This is a genomic window from Priestia sp. TGN 0903 (genome assembly GCF_050846855.1).
Lineage (GTDB): Bacteria > Bacillota > Bacilli > Bacillales > Bacillaceae_H > Priestia > Priestia zanthoxyli.
In genome coordinates this window covers 631,986-656,720 of the sequence record NZ_JBOZGL010000002.1, presented here as the reverse complement: position 1 = coordinate 656,720, position 24,735 = coordinate 631,986, and the positions used below count along the sequence as shown (strand labels likewise).

The 24,735-nt window shown below is 35.4% G+C and carries 24 protein-coding genes and 2 pseudogenes; 5 read left to right on the top strand and 21 right to left on the bottom strand.

Going from position 1 to position 24,735, the window contains the following annotated elements; all coding sequences use genetic code 11:
* Positions 1–259: 259 nt before the first annotated feature.
* Both ACRPLY_RS09845 and ACRPLY_RS09840 read right to left on the bottom strand, forming a co-directional pair.
* Complete coding sequence (locus ACRPLY_RS09845; protein ID WP_432231796.1) at positions 260–469, bottom strand: hypothetical protein; 210 nt, start codon at positions 467–469, stop codon at positions 260–262.
* A 679-nt stretch (positions 470–1,148) separates the two neighbouring features.
* Complete coding sequence (locus ACRPLY_RS09840) at positions 1,149–1,688, bottom strand: TetR/AcrR family transcriptional regulator (RefSeq protein WP_432231795.1); 540 nt, start codon at positions 1,686–1,688, stop codon at positions 1,149–1,151.
* A gap of 130 nt (positions 1,689–1,818) precedes the next feature.
* Here ACRPLY_RS09840 and ACRPLY_RS09835 point away from each other — a divergent pair, with 130 nt between their 5' ends.
* Both ACRPLY_RS09835 and lepB read left to right on the top strand, forming a co-directional pair.
* Positions 1,819–2,166 carry a DUF2834 domain-containing protein gene (locus ACRPLY_RS09835; protein ID WP_224980442.1) on the top strand — a complete coding sequence of 116 codons (348 nt, stop codon included), beginning with the start codon at positions 1,819–1,821 and terminating at the stop codon, positions 2,164–2,166.
* A gap of 404 nt (positions 2,167–2,570) precedes the next feature.
* Complete coding sequence (gene lepB / locus ACRPLY_RS09830; protein ID WP_432231794.1) at positions 2,571–3,125, top strand: signal peptidase I; 555 nt, start codon at positions 2,571–2,573, stop codon at positions 3,123–3,125.
* Between the two features lie 85 nt (positions 3,126–3,210).
* Here lepB and ACRPLY_RS09825 read toward each other — a convergent pair.
* From ACRPLY_RS09825 to ACRPLY_RS09795, 7 genes and pseudogenes are all read right to left on the bottom strand, one after another.
* A pseudogene (locus tag ACRPLY_RS09825) lies at positions 3,211–3,381 on the bottom strand (carboxymuconolactone decarboxylase family protein); the annotation flags it as partial.
* Between the two features lie 66 nt (positions 3,382–3,447).
* Positions 3,448–3,639 (bottom strand): annotated as a pseudogene (locus ACRPLY_RS09820) (tautomerase family protein); the annotation flags it as partial.
* Positions 3,640–3,753: 114 nt separating this feature from the next.
* Positions 3,754–4,380: a hypothetical protein gene (locus ACRPLY_RS09815; RefSeq protein ID WP_028414836.1), complete on the bottom strand. Its 627-nt coding sequence runs from the start codon at positions 4,378–4,380 to the stop codon at positions 3,754–3,756.
* Between the two features lie 19 nt (positions 4,381–4,399).
* On the bottom strand, positions 4,400–4,951 hold the full coding sequence (locus ACRPLY_RS09810) for an SF0329 family protein (protein WP_028414837.1): 552 nt from the start codon (positions 4,949–4,951) through the stop codon (positions 4,400–4,402).
* A gap of 1,016 nt (positions 4,952–5,967) precedes the next feature.
* Positions 5,968–6,318 carry a DUF2178 domain-containing protein gene (locus ACRPLY_RS09805; protein WP_014458864.1) on the bottom strand — a complete coding sequence of 117 codons (351 nt, stop codon included), beginning with the start codon at positions 6,316–6,318 and terminating at the stop codon, positions 5,968–5,970.
* A 1-nt stretch (position 6,319) separates the two neighbouring features.
* On the bottom strand, positions 6,320–6,547 hold the full coding sequence (locus ACRPLY_RS09800; RefSeq protein ID WP_028414839.1) for a helix-turn-helix transcriptional regulator: 228 nt from the start codon (positions 6,545–6,547) through the stop codon (positions 6,320–6,322).
* A 240-nt stretch (positions 6,548–6,787) separates the two neighbouring features.
* Positions 6,788–7,372, bottom strand: coding sequence for a DJ-1/PfpI family protein (locus ACRPLY_RS09795; RefSeq protein WP_432231793.1), 585 nt, complete (start codon positions 7,370–7,372; stop codon positions 6,788–6,790).
* A 137-nt stretch (positions 7,373–7,509) separates the two neighbouring features.
* Here ACRPLY_RS09795 and ACRPLY_RS09790 point away from each other — a divergent pair, with 137 nt between their 5' ends.
* Both ACRPLY_RS09790 and ACRPLY_RS09785 read left to right on the top strand, forming a co-directional pair.
* Complete coding sequence (locus tag ACRPLY_RS09790) at positions 7,510–7,953, top strand: Lrp/AsnC family transcriptional regulator (protein WP_257043017.1); 444 nt, start codon at positions 7,510–7,512, stop codon at positions 7,951–7,953.
* Between the two features lie 133 nt (positions 7,954–8,086).
* Complete coding sequence (locus ACRPLY_RS09785) at positions 8,087–8,986, top strand: alpha/beta hydrolase family protein (protein WP_432231792.1); 900 nt, start codon at positions 8,087–8,089, stop codon at positions 8,984–8,986.
* Positions 8,987–9,220: 234 nt separating this feature from the next.
* Here the strand turns inward: ACRPLY_RS09785 and ACRPLY_RS09780 are convergent, their stop codons facing one another.
* The 11 genes from ACRPLY_RS09780 to ACRPLY_RS09730 all read right to left on the bottom strand — a co-directional run bounded on the left by ACRPLY_RS09780 (position 9,221) and on the right by ACRPLY_RS09730 (position 21,363).
* Entirely contained in the window at positions 9,221–10,600 is a 1,380-nt protein-coding gene (locus tag ACRPLY_RS09780; protein ID WP_432231791.1) for a PTS ascorbate transporter subunit IIC, read from the bottom strand.
* Between the two features lie 21 nt (positions 10,601–10,621).
* The gene (locus ACRPLY_RS09775) at positions 10,622–10,903 is read right to left on the bottom strand and encodes a PTS sugar transporter subunit IIB (protein ID WP_025753109.1); all 282 of its coding nucleotides are present in this window, start codon (positions 10,901–10,903) and stop codon (positions 10,622–10,624) included.
* On the bottom strand, positions 10,903–12,945 hold the full coding sequence (locus ACRPLY_RS09770; protein WP_432231790.1) for a BglG family transcription antiterminator: 2,043 nt from the start codon (positions 12,943–12,945) through the stop codon (positions 10,903–10,905). The genes ACRPLY_RS09775 and ACRPLY_RS09770 overlap by 1 nt, the downstream gene beginning before the upstream one ends.
* A 336-nt stretch (positions 12,946–13,281) precedes the next feature.
* Positions 13,282–14,118: an alpha/beta fold hydrolase gene (locus tag ACRPLY_RS09765; protein ID WP_432231789.1), complete on the bottom strand. Its 837-nt coding sequence runs from the start codon at positions 14,116–14,118 to the stop codon at positions 13,282–13,284.
* Between the two features lie 36 nt (positions 14,119–14,154).
* A complete protein-coding gene (locus ACRPLY_RS09760) occupies positions 14,155–15,246 on the bottom strand; it encodes a low temperature requirement protein A (RefSeq protein WP_432231788.1) in 1,092 nt (363 codons plus the stop codon).
* 256 nt (positions 15,247–15,502) lie between these two features.
* The gene (ycaC, locus tag ACRPLY_RS09755) at positions 15,503–16,147 is read right to left on the bottom strand and encodes an isochorismate family cysteine hydrolase YcaC (RefSeq protein ID WP_033580062.1); all 645 of its coding nucleotides are present in this window, start codon (positions 16,145–16,147) and stop codon (positions 15,503–15,505) included.
* Between the two features lie 172 nt (positions 16,148–16,319).
* Positions 16,320–16,886 (bottom strand): NADPH-dependent FMN reductase, encoded by a 567-nt coding sequence (locus tag ACRPLY_RS09750; RefSeq protein WP_034267358.1) that lies wholly within the window; start codon positions 16,884–16,886, stop codon positions 16,320–16,322.
* A gap of 155 nt (positions 16,887–17,041) precedes the next feature.
* Positions 17,042–17,980 (bottom strand): ring-cleaving dioxygenase, encoded by a 939-nt coding sequence (locus ACRPLY_RS09745; protein ID WP_432231787.1) that lies wholly within the window; start codon positions 17,978–17,980, stop codon positions 17,042–17,044.
* 142 nt (positions 17,981–18,122) lie between these two features.
* Positions 18,123–18,521 carry a DoxX family protein gene (locus tag ACRPLY_RS09740; RefSeq protein WP_028414851.1) on the bottom strand — a complete coding sequence of 133 codons (399 nt, stop codon included), beginning with the start codon at positions 18,519–18,521 and terminating at the stop codon, positions 18,123–18,125.
* A 348-nt stretch (positions 18,522–18,869) separates the two neighbouring features.
* Positions 18,870–19,910: an FUSC family protein gene (locus ACRPLY_RS09735; RefSeq protein ID WP_432231786.1), complete on the bottom strand. Its 1,041-nt coding sequence runs from the start codon at positions 19,908–19,910 to the stop codon at positions 18,870–18,872.
* Positions 19,911–20,094: 184 nt separating this feature from the next.
* Positions 20,095–21,363: a glycosyltransferase gene (locus ACRPLY_RS09730; protein WP_432231785.1), complete on the bottom strand. Its 1,269-nt coding sequence runs from the start codon at positions 21,361–21,363 to the stop codon at positions 20,095–20,097.
* Positions 21,364–21,626: 263 nt separating this feature from the next.
* Between ACRPLY_RS09730 and ACRPLY_RS09725 the strand changes: the two genes are divergently transcribed.
* Positions 21,627–23,009, top strand: a complete 1,383-nt coding sequence (locus tag ACRPLY_RS09725; RefSeq protein ID WP_430078100.1) for a TrkH family potassium uptake protein — start codon at positions 21,627–21,629, stop codon at positions 23,007–23,009.
* Between the two features lie 586 nt (positions 23,010–23,595).
* Here ACRPLY_RS09725 and ACRPLY_RS09720 read toward each other — a convergent pair.
* Positions 23,596–24,195, bottom strand: a complete 600-nt coding sequence (locus ACRPLY_RS09720) for a MurR/RpiR family transcriptional regulator (protein ID WP_432231784.1) — start codon at positions 24,193–24,195, stop codon at positions 23,596–23,598.
* Between the last annotated feature and the right edge of the window lie 540 nt (positions 24,196–24,735).

Here is a 24,735-nt window from a genome sequence, read left to right as displayed (position 1 = left end):
TATTTTTAAATGAATGAATGAATTATTTTTAGTGCAATAAAGAGAGCGTAGATACGTTTTGAGAAGTGCGAAGGCTGCCTGCTTTGGAAACAGGTTTAGCCAAAATCCAAAAGATATACTGGCTTACGCAGAGTACTAATTACAAAAAAAGAAACCCTAGTATTTTTAAGGTTTCTTTCTTTCTGATATTCCACTCTAAGCGACAATTGGAGATAAATTAAATAACGTCGTTAAATACACACTTTCTAAAAGTAGGCACCTAGCTTTCAGAAAGTTCGTTTATCTCCCTTTCAATAAGAGCTGCTGAAAGTTCGAATGCTTGTATCCTTCTTTTAGCTAAGGTTATTTGGGATTTATATCTATCAGCATTTTCTTTAGCTTCAAACGTTTTTACTGTCTGTCTGAGTTTATGTAAAGTTGAATCAATTTGACGTTTTGCTTCAACTAATTCAGGCACATCAAATTTCATTTACATCTCTCCTTTTTATAATTTTTATCGGTCAGATGTCTTTCTTTAAAAAGATGGTTTATCATTCGAGCTACTGTTATCTATATTTTTTATGTTGTACACGAGTAAAAATCCAAAAGCACTTATCATACCAAATACTGTGAACACAAACTTACTACTTGAGACTTCTACTAACACTATACCTGATAAGATAGTTTTTTTATCTATAAAAATTGAAAAGATTCATTTGAAAGAAGCAGGTTCGTCTGAAATTTTTAGAGTTAGCGTTAATTTTTATTTAGACCCCCAGCGGTTTTAAAATAGCCTCTGCGTAAGAGTTACGCTAAATAACCCATTCAAAATCTCTCAACGCAATAAAATTTGTCATACAAATTTTGATTTCCACCTTCACAACAAAAATAGTTTGTGATATACTTCACATGTAAGGATGTTCATAACGAACTAACAAACTCTTGAATGTAAAGTAGAAAAAGCTATTTCACTCCGATGCCAATACGATTGAAATAGCTTTTTTTATGTTCTTATTTTGAGAACCCCCACCATTTCTGCTGCTATGGCCTTCTGTACAGTTCTCTAGGAGAAGTAGTTACATCTATCTTACTCGCTTGCTTTTAGAGTTTGATGTTCCTAACCTATCACTCAAAAAATAGAGAGGGTTCTATTTTCCGCTTATTGCAGATCAACCCTTATTAATTGCCGCAATCGCTTTTGTAATACGAACATCATCACCTATTGTATCTAAAAGAGCAATTCCCTCAATTGTAACAAGAGCTAGTGCCGCTACTTGTTCTTTATCCTCTCCTTCTTCCACTTGAATGATATCCATGTAAAACTGATAAAAGCTGTCACAGATTTCCTTTGCTACAGAATAAAAGGGATCCCCCTCTTTTGATGCAACCGCAACTAATTCAAGCCACAGCTTAATGTATGGACGAACTTCAGGATCTCTCATCATGTTATACAAATGGGGAACTAGCGTCTGAAATGAATGTTTTTCCATTTCTGTATTATGCAGCATGTAAATAAGCTTTTGAGAAATAAAGGATAGCACAACCGTAAATAATTCCTCTTTGTCATTAAAATAATGAAGTAGCATTCTATCGCTGGTTTCTGCTGCTTTCGCAAGATTTCGCAAGCTGGAGGCCTGCAGACCATTTAATAAAATATAGTCAGCCGTTTTTTCTATAATTTCTTGTTTTTTCTTTTCACCTTTTTTCATATAAAGCTCCTTACTGTCTTTTTCTGTCGTATAGATACAATTATGAAGGAAACTTAGCTGCTTTGCATTATTCCCATTCATTTTTTTGTTGATAAAAAATGTAATGAGTGCTACATTTTAAGAAAGGGGGATGATTGAATTGATAAGTAAAAACCACAAAGCAATGGACAGCAACACACTTTCTAGAAATGATCGAATACCAAAAGCATTACTTATTTTAGTATTAGTATCTTTTTCTGTTTTAACAGGTTTGGCCGTATATCATTATGGCTTCCTTGGTATTTTTTCTCAGGCATTTAACAACTATGCTTCTATGCAAATATTCTTTGATTTGTTGATAGCACTAATTCTAGTGCTTGTATGGATGTGGCATGATGCAAAAAAGACAAATCGTTCTTTTTGGCCATGGGCACTAGTCACGCTAATAATTGGCTCGTTCGGTCCCCTTTTGTATCTGTTGCTGCGCAAACGCATTTAGCATATTAAAAGACTTTGTATTGCAAAAAGAAAGCCTTTTGCAAAATAAAACAAGGCTTTCTTTTTATCTAATTAAGTGTTAATCAGCTGTTTCCTCTAGTACAACTTTAATAGCCTTTGCGAGCATCTTTGCTGTACGTGTTTCTTCCTTCGAGGAGTGGTTTAGAGATTTATATAAGGTTCCATCTTATAACACTATCATTTAGAAAGATAACCAAATAAAAAAGATTCTTTTAGATCCCCAAAAAGTAAAGATACTAAAGCAGGATCAAAATCATGCAATGAAGTTTATTGAACTTGTTAAAAAATCATCTAAGTAAACCTTTAATTGTTAAATTAAAGGTTTATTTCTATATATTGTGTTATACTCTTAAACATGTATTACCGTTGTAGAGGAGTTTTAAATTGAAACAAAAAGAGATTTTTTCGTGGATCAAATCCATCGTTATTGCTTGTATCCTGGCTTTTGTGGTGAGAGAGTATATCTTTACGCCTATAGTAGTAGACGGCGAATCGATGATGCCGACTTTGAAAGATAGTGAACATATTATTCTTAATGAAGTGGGCAAAAATAACGCAGATAATATAAAAAGATTTGATATTATCGTTTTTCACGCTACAAAGGAAAAAGACTATATTAAAAGAGTAATTGGTTTACCGGGTGATCATATAGAATATCGCAATGACACGCTATATATAAACGGAAAAAAATATGAAGAGCCTTATTTGGATCAATACAAAAAAGAAATAGTAACAGGCCCGTTAACTGAGAATTTTAAACTTGAGGATTTTACAGGCAGCAAAACAGTTCCAGAAGGTCAATTGTTTGTCATGGGAGATAATAGAATGTATAGCTTAGATAGCAGATCACCTCAAGTAGGAACAATCTCCGTAGACAAAATCGTAGGAAAAGCAAAATTAGCTTATTGGCCTTTAAAAGAATTTCAATGGATGAAGTAACATATTTAAAAGCTCCCTCACCACAGGGAGTTTTTTCTATTAAAAACAAACTAAAAAGTAATAATATTTATCTATTTTGCCTCTATTATTGCTTCCCCACTATACTCAGTGCTGCAGCTGCTTTTGGCCACCCCACGTAAAAAGCCATATGAGTTATTAGTGCAATAATTTCTTTTTCAGTCACTCCATTCTTTTTTGCCAGCTGCAGATGAAAAGGCATTTGTTCAGTGTTGCCAATACTGATTAAAGCAGAAAGTCACAAAGTTAGGAGCAAGATCTCTCATGTCGTTCAGCGGCTTAGACTCAATGCGGTTATCCATGTTTATTTTTCCTCCTTTTGATTTACCATTTGCGCGATCCCTTGCCCAAATGACCAGTTTTCAAGGGTTGTTTCTTTTAATGTAATAAAGATATTGTTTGTAGAAAGGTCTAAGTCAGTGTGAAGTCCCTCTGCAATGGACTGATATAGCTTCTTTTTCTGCTCGATAGTTCTCCCCTGCCCACATGTAATAGAAGGAAACTTATTGAACGTAATGAATTTATCTATAAAAAAATCCTTTGCTTCCAGGGCAAAGAATTTTTTTGCAGTTATAGAGAGCTTTGTCCCTTTTACAGATTAATATAATACTCATCCACTATCTCTATCATGAGCATAGTTTTTTGATAAGCTGTCTTTAAAGTCTTGAGGAAGCTTCATATTTCTAAAATTTAAGCCAATTAAATCTTCAACATCTTCATTTAAATACGACCATTTAGATGGTGATGTCATTAAATGGTCTAACAAAACAGATTCATTAAAACCTATGACACATATATCTAAGCTCCTTTCTCCCCATATCGCCCACTGCTTAGAAGAAGAAAACCATACCACCTTCTCTGAATTATAGTAAGGGGCATCCGCAGGGTAATCCTCCGGTCCAATTTCTAAGGCATTTCTATACTCTTCACTTGATAAAGAAGTAGGAAGCTTCAAGTAATTAAAATAGCCAAACTCTTTATAAAAATAGTTTGTGGGGTGTGGATCTAAAACCGCAACTGTAACTTCCTTTTCACTAAAGATTTTTGTTAAATATTGTACGGTAGGCCAAAAATCATCACACATCACCCAATAGAACTCTTCAAATAAATAATAATCACACCTTTGGTTAAATACTTGGTCAGGCAATTCCTTATTTGTGTTAAAGATACTTTTTAAATTTTTATTAGTGGATTGAAATTCTTGGATATCTTTAATGAAGAAATTTGTGGGCTTCACAGTTTAGCCTCCTTTTTTATTAACTGGGCGTATGTTTGAACGGCGTGATGTTATCAACCTCGCACCTTAGTTCATAAAATTGCATGATTAAGGGGGGGACATTAGAATCATATCTTAAAGCTTCCAATGTCCTCTTGCCTAACCTTCTATCTACTAATGCAAGAGCTTGAAGAATAATATTCTCAGAATTTAATGCTCGATGAATGGTCAGCTGAGGATACTGGATAAAAGCGCCATAAACATGTTCAGCGTTAAAAACGCCTCTATGTTTTAGAATACTTGCAGTGTAGTCCATATCATCTACCTGGCCAATGAATTCTGGGAAACATTCATATAAACACTCGGGAAAAGGTTTGCTTGTTTTTCTCTTCACTTCCTCCCAGAGGTTATCATGTTCCATTAAATATTCTGCTGAAGAAGCATTAAAAACTTCCTTTTTATCTAAAGTAATCCAAATACGCGTCTGCTCTCCACGAGAAACGTTATATTTAGTTAGATGAATACTCAATCTATGCTTCAATTTACCACAGATTAAATTCCCCATATCTTTCTTTACTTTTGTCCATTTCATACTATCCTTGTACCCCTATTCTTTCCTAAAACTATACGCTTCAGCTTATAGAAACATTATATTATATAAGATATTTGTTTTTCCTAATGTATTCAGCATATCCATATACCTTATCAAGATCTATTTCTTGCTGCTCTTTCTCTTCTAAGTCAAGCACTCTTTTCTATCTGCGTACGAGTTATGCTAAACCGAATATTCAAACCCCATCAACGCAATAAAGAAGCAGCCTCTCGCAAATAATGAGATTGCTTCTTGTACCTTAAAATTTGTCATACAAATTTCGTTTGCTACCTTCACAACAAAAATAATTTGTGATATACTTCACATATAAGGATCTTCATATGAACTAACAAACTCTTGAATGTAAAATAGAAAAAGCTATTTCACTCCGATGCCAATACGATTGAAATAGCTTTTTTTATGCTCTTATTTCCATCACCCCATCCTTTCTTAGCTGTACGTTGTTTGAGTCTGCTTCCACTTGCTTCTGCATGTGAAGCGCGATCTTTTCAAAATCTATTTCATCATACTTGTTCATAGTCATACTCCTTTTAAATAAAAAACGTAAAAGCCGCCTCGGTTTGTCAGATAAGGCAGCTTTCACGAGAAATTTAATATAGAATCTGTTTTACTATGAATTATAGTATACTTTTCCGGTAAACACTATATTTTCCTGTAGAGACACACTCGTCTAGGTAGAGAATATAGTTAACTATAAATTTAATGATAAATATGATTTAGTTATTGATCATCATCTATTTCATTTTATAAAGCGTAACCGATGGTCTACTATAATTGAATGTCTGAAATGTTGAGCACTAAAGAAAGAGAATGAATGATGGTTGGTCTATAGAAATGTATCAATCTTATTCGTTTAAAGACGACCATAAAAATAAGAGTAGGATTGTCATGAAGTTAATAAGGTTGTTGTAAGAAAATTATAGTTAAAACACTAAAGCCAAAGAAATGTATAGCCTTCTATGGCTTTTTTACTGCTGGCAAATCTGCGTCATTCTCTAGTTTAAAAAATCCCTTTTATATCGAACAGCAAGATATATACCTGAAGCAATGAATGCAATGGAATATTTAAATAAGAAGAAAATTTGCCACATATATTCTTTTGGGAAAATCAAGTCGCACAAAATGACTCCATACAGTACAACGAGGGCACTTTTTAAACCGATTTGACTTGTTCTTTCGTCAGACACACTCATGCCCATTTTCTTTTGAAAAACATATATTAAAACTGCTCCTACTATAAGCGATATAAATCCAATACAAATAAGCATATTCCAGTTACTATTTGATTGTTCTGTCCAGGTTCTCAAAGGAGTAAAAATGGCATTTTCTATTTTGTCAGTTATCATTTTAATCCCTTCCTTTCACATAACTAAAAATATCGTTCACATCTACGTTAAAGAAATCAGCTATTCGAAAAGCTAAAACAAGAGAAGGCGAATAATTATTCTTCTCCATCACATATATAGTTTGTTTAGATACTCCAACTGCGTCAGCCAATTCTTTTTGAGACATCCTGTTTAAAACTCGGTGCTCATACACTTTATTTTCAACGTAGTCACCATTTTTTTCTTTCAATGTAATCACCTTCCTTTTTTCGACTACAAGTATATAATACAACAAACTTTGATAAAGGTAAAGTAAACTTATACAAAAGATAAATATTATTATACAATTTAGGGAAATAAAAAGAGTTAGACTCTTAGCGAGGAGTCTAACTCTTTTTCTATTTCAACATCAAAAAATAAAGTACTCATTTCCTTTTACTGTTTAAAAACGGTTCATTTTCGTTTCTTCGCTAAAAACAATATTTGTTGATTAGTTAAATCCCATTAAGTTTTTCACCTGTTGAACATTCTCTAAAGAAGTTAATTTTTCTAATAGTAAAAAGGCCACATCAAACCCGGTGCTGGGGTTTGAGGAAGTAATTATATTGTGGTCTACGACAATATAATCTTCTTGAACAAGTACACCAAATTCTTTTAACTGTGCCCTTCTTATACTTTTAGGGTGATTATAGGTAGTAGCTTTTTTACCTTCAAGAATTCCACTTTTTCCAAGTGAAAGAGCGGCAACAGAGACACTGGCTATAGGTTTTCCTGCTGAGTGAAATTCTCGAATAACCTGCAAGAATCTCTCATCGTAAGCATCTTCGTAAAAATTTGCTTCTTCAAAGCCACCTGGTATAGCAAGCGCATCAAATTCTTTTACATTAATATCTGATACTAGCATTTCTGGAATTACAGTAAAATTCCATGTACATGTTAGTTTTGGATGTAAGCCCGCTGTTATTAGTTCAGTCGTGCCGTCTCCCTCAAATTTATTCCATCCAAACACATCTGTAAAAACGCTTGCTTCTACAGCTTCAAATCCATTTGCTAAAAGTAATAATATTTTCTTCATTAAATCATCTCCTTTCAGTAAATTTTATGAAATATTCATGCAATGTTATATACAAATAATTAGGTTATTTCTAAAGATAGCTTTACTAAATTAGGTAATTACTTGATAATAATTAATAAAAAAAGGTTGACGATAAAATGGACGTAATAGATAGAAAAATACTTCATGAACTGCAGGCAAATGCTAAGATTTCAATGAAAGAATTAGCTCAAAAAGTTTACTTATCTTCTCCTTCTACCATTGAACGAGTGAGAAGGTTAGAGGAAAACGGGATTATAAAAGGCTATAAAACAATTGTTGATGCAGAAAAATTGAATAGAAACATAACTGCGTTTGTTTTATTTGAAACGACAAAATGTAAGGATCTTGCCGCGTTTTGTAGCGTTCATCCTGATGTAATGGAATGTTATCGTGTGGCAGGAAAAATAAGTTACATAGCAAAAATATGTACAGAGTCCGTACATACTTTAGAAGAATTTATTGATAAAGCTATGGAGTTTGGTACACCTTCAACAAACATCGTTTTATCATCACATACGAATATGGAACTTAAATTATCTCAAGATACTAGCGATGAATAACTTTAAAAAAGCATGTTTATATATTTGTTAGTTAACAGTATCCAAATTGATTTTCCAAGAGAGCTAAATCAATCAAATTTCATATATGAGCCTGTTGTAATAGGGATTTTTAAAAGCAAGGAGGAGAATATACGTGCAAATAAAAAAAGATGAAAGACAGGCATTTTATGCCGGATGTCAATTCGTAGATATAGAAGATCAAGGAAATGAACACGTCTTGCCTTTACTTATTATGTATCCTACATACCAAGAAGAAACAGTTGAAAAGATCGGACCTTACACGATAAGCGCTGCGCAAGATGCTCCGCTTTCAGACGGATTATTTCCTTTGGTCATTATTTCTCATGGAGATGGAAGCACGCCTCTTGCTTATCGAACCATTGCTCAGTTTTTAGCACGTCATGGTTTTATTGTAGGGGTACCTCAGCATCCATTTAATAATCGAGAGAATAATACGCTATCTGGAACAATAGATAACCTGAAAAATCGGCCTACTCATATACGTACTGTAATCGATTGGTTTTTAAAAGAAAGTCCCTTTTCTCCGTCCATTAAATCAAATAATATTTCTCTTATTGGCCATTCAATGGGAGGATATACGGCTCTTGCCGTAGCAGGTGGAGTTCCCACTTCTTTTCCTTCTGAATCTCCTGATCAAAAGCCTTATTGTTTATCTGTTGATCATGATAAGCGGGTTCAATCACTTATTCTTTTAGCGCCAGCCGCCGGATGGTTCAGAGAAAGAGGCGCTCTTGAAGACGTGAATATACCTATTTTAATGATTACAGGAGAAAAGGATACGATTACTCCTTCTTTTCACGGGGAATTTGTGTTAAATGGGGTTTCTGATGCGGAAAAAGTTCAGCATATCGTTGTAGAAAATGGAGGACATTTTTCATTTCTCAGTCCATTTCCGGACTTTATGAAATCTCCTACCTTCCTCCCTTCTCAGGATCCGGAAGGCTTTAATCGCAAAGAGTTTCATGAAAACCTGCAAAACACTATATTGAACTTTTTATTACATTCTTTTTAACAGATTAGTCAGTTGTACCACCTTTTCTTTTGAAGCAATTATATCTAGAAAAGAGCAGTTAAAATCCCTTAGAAACTGATGAGCTTCTAAGGGATTTTATTTGTAACCTTATGCTTACGAATCAGATGCCGGCACCCTAAAGAATCCTTGAAGCGGTCAGAATGCCTTTGTTAATTGCATGAACTGATAATAAATGGATTGACGATACTACTTCAAGCTCTTGTCTATCATTTTTTATTTCTCGACTTTTTTGTAAGGCACTGCATGACTTTCTTGCTTGCTTATACTGCCCAAGATCATTATCAGCAACACTAAACCAATACCAACCATAATGGTAGTTTTTCCACCGAAATGAGCTAGCCCACTCAAGAATAGTCCCACTATACCGAAGTCTGAATCTGAAAATGTAGCATTTGATAGACCCAAATCTCCCAACACGGGTATTAATAGAATTGGCATGAAACTGATTAAAAGGCCGTTCACAAATGATCCTAAAATCGCACCGCGTACACCACCCATTGCATTTCCAAACACCCCTGCAGCTGCACCCGTAAAGAAGTGAGGTACTACACCTGGCAAAATAATGATTCCTCCTGATAAAACTAGTATTAACATACTAACAATGCCGCCTAAAAAACTTGAAAAGAAACCAATTAATACAGCGTTTGGTGCATAAGTATAGATGATTGGAACATCTAATGCTGGCTTTGAATTTGGCACAATTTTAGAAGATATCCCTTTAAATGCTGGTACAATTTCAGCTAATACCAATCGTACACCAGCTAAAATGACGAAAACGCCGGCAGAAAACATTCCTGCTTGAAGTACCGCAAATAAAATATAGTTTTTTCCGTCACTTAATTTACCTTCGACATAACCAGGCCCCGCAAAAAGAGCGACAATAACGTAGAAAATCGCCATAGTTAATGCAATACTAACCGTACTGTCTCGTAAGAAGCCGAGACCTTTTGGAAAGTTAATTTTTTCTGTTGATACAATCTCTTTCTTTCCCTTTACAGCCATCCCCACGAGACCACCAACTGCAAAACCAACTGCTCCAGAATGTCCTAGTGCCACATTATCATTACCTGTTAGTTTACGGATAAAAGGCTGAACGAGGGCTGGAGAAAGAGTCATAAAAATTCCCACTGTTAAAGCACCAAAAAGAATTAATGAAAACGATGTAAAACCACTTACGGATAAAATGATGGCAATCATACAGGACATGTACAAAGTGATATGTCCTGTCAGAAAAATATATTTAAATCGTGTAAAACGAGCAATCAGCAGGTTTACAATCATACCAAAAAACATAATTAATGCGGTTGAAGAACCATATTTACTCAGTGCAATCGCAACGATGGCTTCATTATTTGGAACGACACCGTTTACGTTAAATGCTGCTTTGAACATTTCTCCAAATGGTGCGAGTGCTTGCTGAAGAATCCCTGCCCCTGCTGTAATAACCAGGAATCCAACAAACGTTTTTGTTGTTCCTTTTAGTGTATCTGAAAGATTTTTCTTTTGTGCCAGTAGACCTACTAAAGCAATTATGGCTACTAAAACTGAGGGTTCACTCAGAACGTTAATTAATACATTTAACACCTGATTCATCTCTATCACCTCTCAATTTCTTTACAGTAGATTTTTTTCTTGCAGAACCCCGGTTAATTTGGTGCGTAATTCTTCTAAATCAATAATATTATCCAAAATTACGACGTTGCCTAAGCTTGCCCCGCCCTCTGCAATATCTTTTGCAAGAAAGAACACGTCTGCATCCTCTGGTGTTGCAGAACCTAAATCAGAATGATTTACTTCCACCCCGCTTACTCCCATCTCATTCAACAACTGTTGAATATTCATTTCTACCATAAAACTTGTTCCTAATCCTGATCCGCATACTGTTAAAATTTTCATTATTCATCTTCTCCTTTTTTTCGCATCATAGCTATAATTTCAGCTGAAGTTTCAGCTTCTTTTAAACGTTTTAATGAGTCTTCATTTACTAAAAATGAGGTCAATTCTGCCAGCGCTTTTAAATGTAATTTGTTATCAATGGCTGCTAGACAAATAAACAAGTCAATTGCATGTTCTTCTTGGTTCAGTAACAAAACTGGTTTCTTCATTCGTAGAAGGGACATACCAAGCTCTTGTACACCTTGTTCTGGCCGGGCATGAGGAATAGCAATTCCTTTCCCTATATGAATAAAAGCTCCCATTTCTAAAACTCTATCAATCATTGCTTGAGTATAGGCTAAGGTAATATAATGCTGTTCCTCCAAAGGTTTTGCTGCCAATTGGATTGCTTCTTCCCACTCTAGAGAATCGTCAGAGAATTGAATCTTATCCTCTGTTAAAAGTTCAGAAAGCATAGGGGCGTAACTCCTTTCACGTGTATGGCTTTGTCTTAAATGTTTCGTTAAATCTTCATAAAGCGCTTTTTCATTTTTAATAGTTGCATATTTTCGTACGGTCGCCATTAACTTATCCATTGGGATAGTTGATTGAACCGGCAAATTGAAATCAGCTGCCACGGCCTGCTGCAAATAGTTTTCCTCTAGCGCTGTTAATAGTGGACGTGTTAGATAAACAGGCTTGGATGATTCCAAATAAATAGTTGAAAAAATCATATCGTAACTGTCTGGTGACAGTTTTTCGATTTCTGCAGCCGAATATGATTCTGTAAAATGCAATTTTGGAAACAGTTGTCGTAATTGCGTTCGTAGCATCATAGAGGAACTAATCCCGTTTGGGCAAACGATTGTGGCTTTATACACTTTAGGTTTAGCCTCCAGTTTTCGAACATGCCCACCGAATAAAATCGTAAAATACCCTATCTCTTCATCTGAAATACATTTTCCCGTATATTCAGAAAGCGGCTTCAACGCCTGTTTAACAAATTCAAAGAGTACACCGTGCTCTGTTTTAATTGTGTCAATCAACGGATTTGATAATGGCACTTCACAGATGATTCTAAAATAGGCTGGTACCAAATGTTTATATAAGAGCGATTTTAAAATATGCCTTTCCTTAAATGGTACTAATATTAAGCGCTCTACTTCTGAAATAATAGTACTCGATACAAGGTCAAGCTTTTCATCAATATGGAGCTCGTCTATATTCTGCATAGCAGATAACAATTGAACCGTTAGATAGATAACCTCTGCTTCAGCCACTTCATCAAATAAATAAGCTGATAGCTCTTCCCCCATTTTTAGTAAGGGCTGTTCTTTCATTAATTTAATTTGCTTGATTGGTAGAATCAGTTTATGATGCCCTGACCTGCACTGTAGAAATAAGAGTTCATAAACTAGCTGATCTAGCCGGTTACTAACAAAATCAATCCGATATTTTTTAGCTAAATCATTTACGCTCTCTCTAATTGCTGAGCCTGTATTTTCATAATTCCAACTATTAAGAACCTGCTTCATCCCTGAAATGCCCATTGGCAATTGCAAAAGTGTTCCAATACAAATAGTTGCAAATCGACGCTTAAGCCTCTCTTCTCCCTCTAGGTGAAAGCCATCTGTCCGGTTATAAGATAACTGGATACCTTCTTTCTCACAATACGAACGAAGCTTTTTAATATCCGCTAGTGCTGTATTCCTGCTTACCTGCAGAAAAGACTGATAATGTATATTTGCTATCGCCTCTTTTCGAATATACGTGTATAAATAAATTAAGTATATCCGCTCAGTCTCTTGAAAAACTGACTGCTGACGGTTAAGCGATGTGCCTTCTAGTTTCCAATAATTTTTAATTCTTTCATCAACCTTAAATTCTATATCAATCACTTGAATTTCCGGTAAATCTAAATTGCTTAATGCATTGTTCAACTTATCAAGCGTATAAGCAAATTGTCGAGGTGATAAATTTATTTGAAGTCTCAACTCCGGAATTGATAACTTCGGGTAATTAATCATCTGCTCAAGCAGCTGCAATGATTTATGATCAAACATCTTATTATCCTCCTCATGTTTATTATAAAATAGAAGTGTTAGCGATTACATAACTGTTCAATCCAATCTTTGTTGTCATTTTAGAATAGCTGTTGGACTGAAGGTTATATTTCCCATTTAAAAGTTTAACATAAGCTCTCGCACCACAGAATGGCAAACGTTTATTATTTGATTTTTATCTTTTAAAGCTATAGTAAAGCAATTTAAATGGCCTCCCTTACTATAGTACGCTTTTCTATCGGCGTAAAAAACAAAAAAGAAGCAACCCTTCGGCAACTTCTTCCCGTTTTTCCTATTTATACATCAGATTGCCATCTACAAAACATTCACTTACATTCAGTCTCTTAAAAACGAAAGCAGCGCTTCGTTAAATTCATGTGCATGCGTTGCATTTAAGCCGTGTGGACCGCCTTTTATTAAGGCTAATTTGGAATTAGAAATGGCTTCATGCGTTCGCTTTCCGCTATATTCAAATGGAACGATCTCGTCTGCATCACCGTGAATAATAAGAGTCGGTATTGTAAACTTAGCTAAATCGTCTCTGAAATCCGTTTTGCTGAAAGCAGCTATACAGTCTAATGTTCCTTTGGGCGATGCAACTGCTGCAATATCCCGGTTGTACAGTCGAAATGGTTCGCTGACTAAGCCCTTTCCGTCTTCAGCTCCAAAAAATGTTTTTGTAAAATCATCAAGAAAAGCTAAACGATCATTTTTTACGCCGTTTTCAAATTCTTGGATTCCTGCATCATCCAATGCTCCTTCAGGATGATCCTCTGACTTGTAAAGAAATGGTGGTACGGCTCCTGCAAATACGGCTTTTTCTACTCTATCTGTGCCGTATGTTCCTACATAACGGGCTACTTCTCCGCCACCCATTGAAAACCCAACTAGTGTCACATTTTTTAAATCCAAATGTTCTAGCAGCTGATGTAGATCAGCAGCAAATGTATCATAATCGTAGCCGTCCCATGGCTGAGAAGACTTGCCGAATCCTCGGCGGTCATACGTGATGACTCTGTGTCCAGCCTCAATAAGAGCCGGAACTTGATATTCCCAAGACCGTCCGCTTAGTGGCCAGCCGTGGATTAAGACGACCGGCTTTCCTGTCCCGTGATCCTCATAGTATAGTTCAATAGGTGCTTCATTTTCTGTTCCTACCGTAATTTTTGCCATTTTGCTACCTCCATTATATAGTCGTTCTTTATTTGGTTAAGTGGTCGTAAACCTAGCGTAGATCATAAAAAAGATCGCTAATTCTCCTATAATAACAGTGTTGGGAACAATAAGTATTAAGTTAACAATAAAAAATACCGCTAAAATTCCTAAAAACATTCCCAAGTGATACACTTTCAAACGATGTTGTTCAAATCTATATTGGTGAAAAACAAGAGTGGTTGCCATGAAATAAAGCAGCACGGAGCCAAATACAAAATATAAGCTGAATGTATAGTGAACTTCATGTAAAAACATGAGTTTAATTGATGCTGCAATCATGCTTAGAGACATGAGGATAAGTAAGTGTCCGTAAATAATCGTTTGTCCGGCTCTTTGAATAGACTTGTTTACTTTCTTTTCTACATTCTCAAAGTACTGCCACCACATAGCAATAATCAGGACAAATGAAATAACCGAAAATAAAATGGTATTCCAGTCCCCTTCTTGTGGCTGTATCACAGCAAGAATGCTGACAACGGATTCTCCAAACAGGATTAATGTTAATAAAGCAAAGCGCTCTAATAAATGAGCGGTGTTGGTCGGTAATTTTGCCAGTCTATTATGCCCTAAAATAGGTAAAATCATGTCCACTGCAATTCCTGTATACAACACGGCGTAGCGAATCCATGAATCAAAAAAAAGCGAAAGAAGCGAGATAAAGATCCCAATCCCAAAGCATGTGCCTAAAAACACAGCAACTTTTTTTCTCTCACTCTGTTCAAATTTTTGAACAATAAGATACTGAAGAGCGGTTAACGCTCTTAGTCCAATATAGCCAATCAGAAAAGAGACGTAATATTGATCAAAATCTACAGACAGACTTGAGATCATGATAAGAACAAACAGCATTTGAAGAATCATAAAGATGCGCTGATGCAAAAAGTCTTGTCCAAACCGGTTGATAAACATCGTTTGTCCGGTCCACGCCCACCATATAGGAATAAAAATTAAGACAAACTTTAACAAGTACTCCCCATGAATATACCCTTGTTCAACGTAAAGCAAAACATGCGTAGCAGTAGCAACGGCTGCCACAAATAACAAATCATAAAAAAGCTCCAGCCACGTAACTTTTTTTTCTTCCACTACTCCGCATCCCTTCCTATCATTTACCAGGCTGTCATGAATGTACTTTATTTTATATACAAGAGACGCATACTTCATGAAAGGCAGCTTAGTAAAAGATAGGTGAGCCAACGGTTCATTAGTCGGCTCACCTATCTAACAATTACTTTTATGTTGTTACATTTTCCCAGTCACATAAATGATCCATAGATGCCATTCTACTTTCGTGTCTTATATGTAAAGAGAACGACCGATGCCAAACATAAGCTCCGCTACGTTAGACACTCTGCTTGCTGAAATCGCGCTGAGCTCCTCTATAGCTGCCCATCAAGTTTTGATAACCAGGAAGATGACTAGAAATTAAATTGCCAAAACCTTCAACGTCGTTGCGCCAGTCACGCTGCAGCTCGCACGCTACGCTAAACCAGTTCATAAGCTGCGCGCCGCCGTGAGCCATACGCGTTAATGCTGCATCTGCGACTTGCTTATTGAACGTCCCGGAAGCATCTGTCACAACAAACACTTCGTAGCCTGCTTTAATGGCAGAAAGCGCAGGAAAAGCAACGCAGACGTCTGTCACTACACCGGCGATAATCAGCTGTTTTTTCCCGGTCGCTTTAATGGCTTTAACAAACTCTTCGTTGTCCCACGCGTTAATTTGTCCAGGACGAGCTATTTTTGGCGCGTCAGGAAACAAATCAACGAGTTCCCCCATTAGCGGGCCGTTGGGTCCATTTTCAAAGCTAGTTGTTAAAATAACCGGTAAATCAAAGAATTTAGCCGTATCACCAAGAGCCAATACGTTGTTTTTAAATTCATCAACACCATAGTCACGTACAAGGCCGGAAATAAGCCCCGTTTGGTGGTCAACTAAAAGCACGGCAGCATCATCTTTTGAAAGGCGAGAGTAAAGATCAGACATTTTATCATCCTCCTTAAATTAAAGCAAGTAAGGACACGTACCTTTTCCGTTCCTTACAAGCGGTCTATCATTTGAACGGTTTTTTGGATTTCATTTATGATCTGTTGAGTAAAACATCTATAGAAAGAAAAGCTATTTCTGAGGTGAAGGTTCGTGAGGTGTGTTCTCTTTCTTAATCTAGAACAGGAACAGGCGCTTGATCAATCCAATGAATGAACTGCTGTAAGTAGCGCTGAAGATAGCGTTTCGTTGACTCATCAGTTAGGATCTTTTGTTGAGCATCAACTTTTTCATGAACTTGCGAAATCAGCATTTTTTGAAATGGTAAAACATGAACTTGCATAGCTTCTAGTACTTCTCTCGTTTGCTTTTGAGCAAAAGCCGTACCGAAGCCTCCTGGAGTTGCTCCAATGAGACCAACTGGTTTTCTGTTTAAAACAGAAGAAGTCCGAGGCCTTGATGCCCAGTCCAAAGCATTTTTTAATACCCCTGTAATTCCGGAATTGTACTCTGGACTTACAATGATAACGCCGTCAACATCTTGAATCGCAGCTCTAAAGGATGCGACAGATTCTGGTGATCCGTCAACTTCTAAGTCTTCATTAAAAAAAGGCAGGCTGCTTATTTCAATCCAGCGATATTGAGCTGAGTCATCTAATGTAGTCAATGACTCAGCAATCATTCGGTTATACGAATTCTTTCGTAAACTTCCACAAATAAGACCAATGGTTTTTGTCATCTATTCACCTCCTCACTTGGAATTAATTTCATATTACCACGGTGTTTCAAATATAGATATTAGTTTTATATATAGATAAATTAATTCCTTCTTTGTACCTAATTTAGGGTTAAACTAGCGTTTTACTATTACTAAAAGAATTCTTTCAGTAAAATTCAGTCTAATTCTCTCACTTCAAAAGGAATCAAAGCTCTTTCAATTTGATCTCGATGGGTTTCGTACTGTTCAGGCAGCATAAGCTTTTCTCCCATAGTTTCAAGTGATTCATCATGTGCAAAGCCTGGAGGGTCTGTTGCAATTTCAAATAGAATGTCTCCGTGTTCTTTAAAGTAAATCGCATTAAAGTAATTTCGATCTCGAACAGCCGTCACTCCGTATCCGCTATCGGCTACGTATTTCTGCCATTCCAACTGATCTTCATCATCTTTTGCTCGCCATGCAATATGGTGAACCGTTCCAACGCCCATTTGCCCGCGTCCAATGGTTGTTAATTTTAAATCGATGATATTTCCAATGTCAGCTGATGATTGAAAACGTATAAAATCTCCTTCTTGCCCTACTTTTTGTAGCCCCATTACGTCTTCTAATAATTGAGCTGTTTCATCAGGTCGAACCGATAATAACGTAGCGCCTCCGAATCCTTTAATAGCAACATCCGAATTAATTTCACCAGCTTGCCACGTATTCTTTTCACCTTCTTCTCTTTCCACAATCTCTAGATGCAAACCATGAGGATCGTCAAACTCTAAATACTGCTCTCCAAATCGCTCCATCTTTGCAGCTGGAACTCCAAACTTAGCTAATCGCTGTTCCCAAAAGCTCATCGCACCTTTTGGAACCACATAGGAAGTTACCCCAACTTGCCCGTCACCTATTTTTCCTTGTCGTGCATTTGCCCACGGAAAGAATGTGATAATCGTTCCAGGTTTTCCGCCTTCATTCCCAAAGTAAAGGTGATACGTTCCTGGATCATCAAAGTTTACTGTTTGTTTGACCAAACGTAATCCTAACACGCCCGCATAGAAATCAACATTTTCCTGAGGATGACCTACAATCGCCGTGATATGATGAATACCCGTTGTTTTTTTACTCATTACTACCATCTCCTTCGATACATTTTTCGTCATATGTTTCGTTATCCCTCTTAAAATTACAACTATTTATCGTAAATATCTCGAATTCGAGATATTAGTCAAAAAATAAAAGCACCTTTCTTATTCCAACCCATTTTCTCTTTTAAAAAATAAACGTATCGAGTGCGTAATAACCTGGTCCTGCAATTGCTACACCGATCGCTACAACTAAAAGCGTAAGGTTATATTCATACCCATTTTGTGTTGCCCAGTATCCATTTGGACCGTGTACTTTCACAATCGCCATGATCATTGTTCCGGCAATCAAAAGTGCTCCAAGCGGTGTAAGAAGTCCTGCAGCAAATAAAGCTCCACCTACTAGCTCTGATAAACCAGCCATTAAAGCCATTCTAACACCCGGCTTCATTCCGATGGATTCAAACCAGCCGCCCGTTCCTTTTAAGCCGTGACCGCCAAACCATCCAAATAACTTCTGAGTTCCATGAGCCATAAAAGATAATCCAATGACTAAACGTATTAACAATAAACCAATGCTCACCATTTTTTATTCCTCCTGTTTTTCATCACTTTAAAATCTTGAATTAAAATATCTTGAATTAAGGATAATTATAAAATCATATGCTCCTACTGTCAACATAAATTTTTATATTTTTTTGTAGCTAGTTGAAACACTTAGCGACGTATTAAAAACATATTCTAGATTTTATGTGGATATGAGCACTGGAGCGGAAAATATAAAAGCTAAATTGTATTATTTATTCAATAAAAAAAAGAAGTCACCCCTTGGTAACTTCTTTCCCTCTTCTACTGTGCATGTATAGTTCAATAACTGGATACTGAAGTTATCACCCCACTTATAAAAGGGATATCTGGATCACTTGAATTAGTATCATTTTGCTTTTAATTTATCAATTAATTTAAGCGTATCATTATATAGACTTAATTGATATCTCTGGGACTCTAGTTCAGGTGGGATACGGATTTGTAAAGGTATCGAAGAAAGATCGAGTACATCCAAAGATGATTTCTTTATAGAGTAATTTTCTACGTTTTTATTAGCTTGTTCTGTTATGTATTCTCCTAATACCTGTAGTTGAACAGCCCAGTTTTGTCCATCAACTGTGGGTAGAGAATTCGTTTTGGACCAGTCGTTAAATGTAGTGAGTACACTCGAAATATAAGTATACCCATGCTTCAGTTGAAAAAGGAATTGTTCATTTTGTTTTAACTGCTGCTTTTTATTTCTGCCAAATGGGTTCAACCTTAAACTCTTTTCTGCTTTCCTTAATTCCTTTTCGACCTGGTGAAGTTCCTGAAGCAAGTTGGTTGTATCATCTATTAAATTTTCTCCTTCAACAAATGTACAGTTATTATTTACCCAGTAAGCCACCTTTTCAAATAATTGTCCAAGGTCTATTCCAAATTGAGTTAAAGTTCTACGAGCTTCTTTTACGTAATTTGGTGGAACAATTATGATATGAACAATAATAGCGACAAGAGCTCCTATGATCGTGTCTCTTATTCGATCAGAGACATAATAATTTGTTTTATGAACAAATACAAAAACTAATAAAATAGTAAGCGCAATTTGATGAATGATCGTCTTATGTAGCCTTAATACAACAGGAAGCACCATTCCCATTGTTAATAATAACCCTATCGTCCATCCGTTCACTTCTACATGTTTAATGATAAAAATCGTAGCAGCAATTCCAAAAAGAGTGCCGATAATTCGATAAAAAGCATACACAGCAGAATGCTGGATGGTTTCTTGAATAGAAAGAATCACAGTTAAAGGCGCCAAATAAGGATGCTTAGAGCCTAACATTTTTGCCAGTTCCCACGATACACCAGAAGCTATAGATATTTTGGCTATAAGTAGTAATCCTTTTATTAGTTCGAGCTTTTGCTTTCCCTTATTTATATCCATAAAAACTCCTTTATTTAAACACCTATGTATGTAAGTCGACTTACAGTCACTTCCTGTCGTTACTTACTATTAACTGGAGAACGTAACTTTATTACAAACAAAGCTGTTTTCATATATAAGAGTTGATTGGATAAAACTCCTCTCTTAAAACACATACTAGCTGTTTAGCTATCCTTCAATCCATCTATTTATCCCGCAATTTGTGTACTACGCTTTCTATATGCTTCACCGCTTGGTATACACCATTTTCCGATTGAATGATGCTTTTTATTTGTTGAGCATTTTCAATATACTCTTTATTTTCTACTTGTTCTAACGCGTAAACCAATTCGAATACTTGGAGATTTTTTTCTTGTAACGGCTTTAGTGAATACCCTTTTTTATAGAGAAGATTTGCCCAAAACGGTTGATCCACTGTAAACGGAATGATAATTTGTGGTACGCCACTCAGTAAAGCTTCAGACATTGTTCCAACACCTCCATGATGAATAATGCCTTTAGCACGTTTAAATAAAAGTCTATGGGATGCACCTTTAACGGCGAGTATATTCTCTTGTTGATTAAACTTCATACCGCTTGTTCCTGTTAGCACTATTGCGCGATTGTCCGTCTCCTTTAATGCCTGAATTAACTTTTGTTTAAAAATTGATGGACTCTTTAAAGGCATAGAACTAAATGATACTACAATAGGCTTCTTTCCTTTTTCTAGAAAGTTTTCTATTTCATTGGGTAGCACCTCTTCCTCTACTTCTAAAAAGAAAAAACCTGGTAGACATACAGAACCTTTCCAACTCTCTACTTCTTTGAAAAGAAAAGGACTAATCGGATAAATTATAGGAATAGGTGCACCGTTTACGTCATATGTGTAAAGTCCGGCTTTTCTCTTCGGGAATTTTAACGTTTTTTCTCTAAAATCGTTAATTTCTTTCATAAAAGGGTACTCACTGAACTTTACTATCTTGTAGGATAATCTATTTAATGTAGGACCAAAGCTTTGTTTTGACGATAAAGAGAAATTTGGGAACTCTGTAATTGGATACATAATTGGAACGGGCGGTAAGCAAATGCAAGGAATATGATAGTACAGCGCAATATCAACGGCACCAAGAGCTTTAGGATGATAAATGATTAGATCGGCTCCTTGGGAAGCCAGATAAAAATCATCCATACTTCTTCTGTAGGATGGAGCAATTTTTTCTTTTGAAAATTTCATTATTTTAAAAGGTGAAAACTTCTTACCATTAAGTATATCTCTTCCTTCCTCGCTCTCCATTATCGCCATCAAATCAGTAGCAGCGGGATGAAAGGAAACCTTATTTTCTTCAATAAAATGTTGAAACGTCCCACCTGTACAAATGACTACTTCATGTCCAATCTTAATCATTTCTCGAGCAAGTGCAATATAAGGCTGTACATCTCCTCTACTGCCTAACGTTAAAATTGTCACTTTCATAATTTCCACCCCCATAATAAATAATAACAATACTTTGTACAAAACCTCTTCTCTCTTCCCTCACCGTACTGTGATGTATTTCTTAAGAGTTAATTAAACTGCCTAGAATAATAATAACGTTAACTACTATCTTCTTACAGGACTTTATCACAAATGAAATAGGTGAAAATCTAGAAAAGTGGACTGTAATAGTCTTTCAAATCTAATCATCTCTTTTGTATAATGTTATTGTGAATAAATATTATGTTTTAAAGAGGTTAAGTATGAGAAATAAGGTTTATAGACTAACGAAGAGACTATCCTCAGTTCAAATAATTGTTTTATATTATGTTTCAGCTGTTATGATTTCAAGCATTTTATTAGCTTTACCTATAACAGTGAAACCTTCTGCTCACATCAGCATCGTGGATTTAGTGTTTACTTCTGTTAGTGCTATTAGTGTAACGGGTCTTTCTACTATCCCTATGAATGAAGTTCTTAGCGTTCCGGGAACTTTCATTTTTGCCTTTATCCTTCAATTTGGGGGAATTGGTGTAATGGCTCTTGGAACATTTTTTTGGTTGCTACTAGGAAAAAAAATTGGTTTGCGAGAACGAAAACTAATTATGACGGATCAAAACCAGTTTACTCTTTCTGGTTTAGTTCAGTTAATGAGGCAAATTTTATTTTTAATTTTATCTATTGAATTTATAGGGGCCGTTGTATTAGGGCTACATTTTTTAGAATACTTTCCTACCTGGGAAGAAGCTTTTTTACAAGGCTTCTTTGCATCAGTAAGTGCTACTACAAATGCGGGGTTTGATATAACAGGGTCTTCTTTAATCCCCTTTGCTCACGATTATTTTGTTCAAATAGTGAATATGATTTTATTAATAGTCGGAGCAATTGGCTTTCCCGTATTAATAGAATGCAGATATTTCCTTAAAGAAAAAGGGTATTTTATGAGAGGTCGTGCTAAGAGTAAGCGTCCCTTTCGTTTTTCTTTATTCGTTAAACTAACAACCTTTACATTTTTTGCGTTAGTTATTTTCGGTACACTAGCTATTTATTTATTTGAATTCAATCATTTTTTTGCTACAAAGACTTGGCATGAAGCCTTCTTTTATTCACTATTTCAATCGGTTACAACTAGAAATGGTGGACTTGCCACTATGGATATTAGTAAGTTTTCTACCCCTACACTTCTTGTAATAAGCACTCTCATGTTTATTGGAGCATCGCCAAGTAGCGTAGGTGGAGGGATACGTACGACTACTTTTGCAATTATGATTTTAAGCATTTACTCTTATTCAAAAGGAAATAGTACAATAAAGGCTTTTAAAAGAGAAATAGTACATGAAGATATTACAAAATCTTTCATGGTTATTGCAACAGCCGTTATGATTTGTGGAATTGCAGTTATAATACTTACATATCTTGAACCACATTTTTCAGCATTAGAAATCCTTTTTGAAGTTTCGTCAGCCTTTGGAACTACAGGCCTTTCGATGGGAATAACTCCCGAACTGAGTACTTCGGGAAAGGTAGTGATTATCATATTGATGTTTATAGGACGAATTGGCATTTTTTCATGCTTATTCTTGATAAGAGGAAAAGTTAAAGAAGAAAAATATCATTATCCAAAAGAACGAATTATTATTGGATAAAAACTTTTCGATCTCTTTGGTTGAATTCTCCTTTTCTTTTTAATAATTTGCTCCTTTATTTTTTCTTCCAGGTCGATATAAGTATAGTGATGGAGTCGACGTTTAAAGTTTTATTAAAAGCTATAAGAATTTGCTATCTAGAATGTTTATATCCTATTCATCTTAAAATGAGAAAAAGCTACTGAAGAGTGGGTCAGCCCCTGGAATTCAGTAGCTTTTTCTGTTTTATTGAGAGCTAATGCAGAATAATGATTCATCCATCTTGTGTAGTTTGCTCAGAGTATAAGTTCTTCCTTACAAATACTAAAAAAACTACTCTTCTCAACAGTTGTTTTCCCCAAAAACCCTTAGATAGGCTACTGAAGATGAGTAGGATTTCGTTTATTATTTTGATTGATTTCTTTAAATATATCTGAGAATTCATTAGACATATTTAAATTTTGAGAAGAATTACTAGGTTTAACAGCCTGCATAGCATCTATACATAACGGCTATTTGCAATAAATATGTTTCTTTTTCTCTACGGCTGCAAATGAAGCATAATTAAAATTAATCATTATTGTTTAAAAATGTAATTTTATCTGAATCATTTTTTATAAAAAATATTAAATTTGTCCCATAGTTCTTCGAGGGACTCTAATTTATCATGGAATTTTTCCTCTTTTTCTTTTCCCACAGATATAATTAGTGCATTTATAAGACTAAGTGGCGCTACAAACGAATCAATAAAAGTCGGCATTTGACTGGATGCTGTTAATGGGATATTTGCATAAGGAATTAGGGGAGACAATAGATTATCTGTTATGGCAACAGTTGTTGCTTCTTTTTCCTGTGCATACGAAAGAACTTTTATTGTACTTGTCGTATATCGTGCAAAACTAATTCCAATTACTACATCATCTTCATTTAAATCATATATACGTTCTGATACGTTCTCAATCGAATGAATAAGCTCGACTTGTTCTAGAAGAAATTGCAAATAGTACTCTAAAAACACACCCAAAGCCGTAGCACTTCTATTTGCAACAATATACACTCTTTTAGCTTTAATTAGGCTCTCTACTGCGCGCTTAAAAACATCTACATCTAATCTTTCTAAAGTAGATCTGATATTAGAAATATCATCTAAAAAGATATCGTATACGCTTTGATCCTGGTCATTATATACTTCTTTGGAAATTTTCAATCTCTCAGTTGTTGTCAAATACAATGCGAATAGCAACGTTTAAAAGAGCATTTGGAATCGGGATGCTAAACCGAACATCTTTTGTTTTCATTTTCACATAAATCATAAGCAAACCATTACTCAATGATGACCGAAAAGATATCTCCATTTGCCGAATTAATCTCAACAATTTGACCATCTAACTCGTTTTGATATAACGAAACATTATCTAAATTTAATTTTAAAGAGAAAACAAACTGCAGAGTAGCCACAGCTTTTTTGTTTTGAGAAGGTTGGTATTGGTACTATATGAAAAAAGTAATAGATGTTTTTTATAAAAGACGTTTTTTTTATTCCGTATTAAGGGAATTAAAATAAAAATTTAGGAAAAAGAAAGAATCAAGATGTAAAAAAATGAGCAAAAAAGAAAACTATAGAGAGATTGAGATAGGAAAACAAGAATAACAATTTGAAATATTCCAAAACTTATGTTTAAAATTATAATAGTAAAATTAAGTCTTTCTGAAACTACTTAATTTTAACTTAAAATATAAAGGAGGA

Bases quoted from the DNA above. Each gene is read 5' to 3' on its own strand.
- ACRPLY_RS09765 (WP_432231789.1), bottom strand. From the start codon at position 14,118: ATGGCAAAAATTACGGTAGGAACAGAAAATGAAGCACCTATTGAACTA.
- ACRPLY_RS09810 (WP_028414837.1), bottom strand. From the start codon at position 4,951: ATGAAATGGACAAAAGTAAAGAAAGATATGGGGAATTTAATCTGTGGT.
- ACRPLY_RS09725 (WP_430078100.1), top strand. From the start codon at position 21,627: ATGAGAAATAAGGTTTATAGACTAACGAAGAGACTATCCTCAGTTCAA.
- ACRPLY_RS09805 (WP_014458864.1), bottom strand. From the start codon at position 6,318: ATGATAACTGACAAAATAGAAAATGCCATTTTTACTCCTTTGAGAACC.
- ACRPLY_RS09740 (WP_028414851.1), bottom strand. From the start codon at position 18,521: ATGGTGAGCATTGGTTTATTGTTAATACGTTTAGTCATTGGATTATCT.
- ACRPLY_RS09750 (WP_034267358.1), bottom strand. From the start codon at position 16,886: ATGACAAAAACCATTGGTCTTATTTGTGGAAGTTTACGAAAGAATTCG.
- ACRPLY_RS09790 (WP_257043017.1), top strand. From the start codon at position 7,510: ATGGACGTAATAGATAGAAAAATACTTCATGAACTGCAGGCAAATGCT.
- ACRPLY_RS09735 (WP_432231786.1), bottom strand. From the start codon at position 19,910: ATGGATATAAATAAGGGAAAGCAAAAGCTCGAACTAATAAAAGGATTA.
- ACRPLY_RS09835 (WP_224980442.1), top strand. From the start codon at position 1,819: ATGATTGAATTGATAAGTAAAAACCACAAAGCAATGGACAGCAACACA.
- ACRPLY_RS09845 (WP_432231796.1), bottom strand. From the start codon at position 469: ATGAAATTTGATGTGCCTGAATTAGTTGAAGCAAAACGTCAAATTGAT.
- ACRPLY_RS09770 (WP_432231790.1), bottom strand. From the start codon at position 12,945: ATGTTTGATCATAAATCATTGCAGCTGCTTGAGCAGATGATTAATTAC.
- ACRPLY_RS09795 (WP_432231793.1), bottom strand. From the start codon at position 7,372: ATGAAGAAAATATTATTACTTTTAGCAAATGGATTTGAAGCTGTAGAA.
- ACRPLY_RS09780 (WP_432231791.1), bottom strand. From the start codon at position 10,600: ATGAATCAGGTGTTAAATGTATTAATTAACGTTCTGAGTGAACCCTCA.
- ACRPLY_RS09840 (WP_432231795.1), bottom strand. From the start codon at position 1,688: ATGAAAAAAGGTGAAAAGAAAAAACAAGAAATTATAGAAAAAACGGCT.
- ACRPLY_RS09745 (WP_432231787.1), bottom strand. From the start codon at position 17,980: ATGAGTAAAAAAACAACGGGTATTCATCATATCACGGCGATTGTAGGT.
- ACRPLY_RS09730 (WP_432231785.1), bottom strand. From the start codon at position 21,363: ATGAAAGTGACAATTTTAACGTTAGGCAGTAGAGGAGATGTACAGCCT.
- ycaC (WP_033580062.1), bottom strand. From the start codon at position 16,147: ATGTCTGATCTTTACTCTCGCCTTTCAAAAGATGATGCTGCCGTGCTT.
- ACRPLY_RS09775 (WP_025753109.1), bottom strand. From the start codon at position 10,903: ATGAAAATTTTAACAGTATGCGGATCAGGATTAGGAACAAGTTTTATG.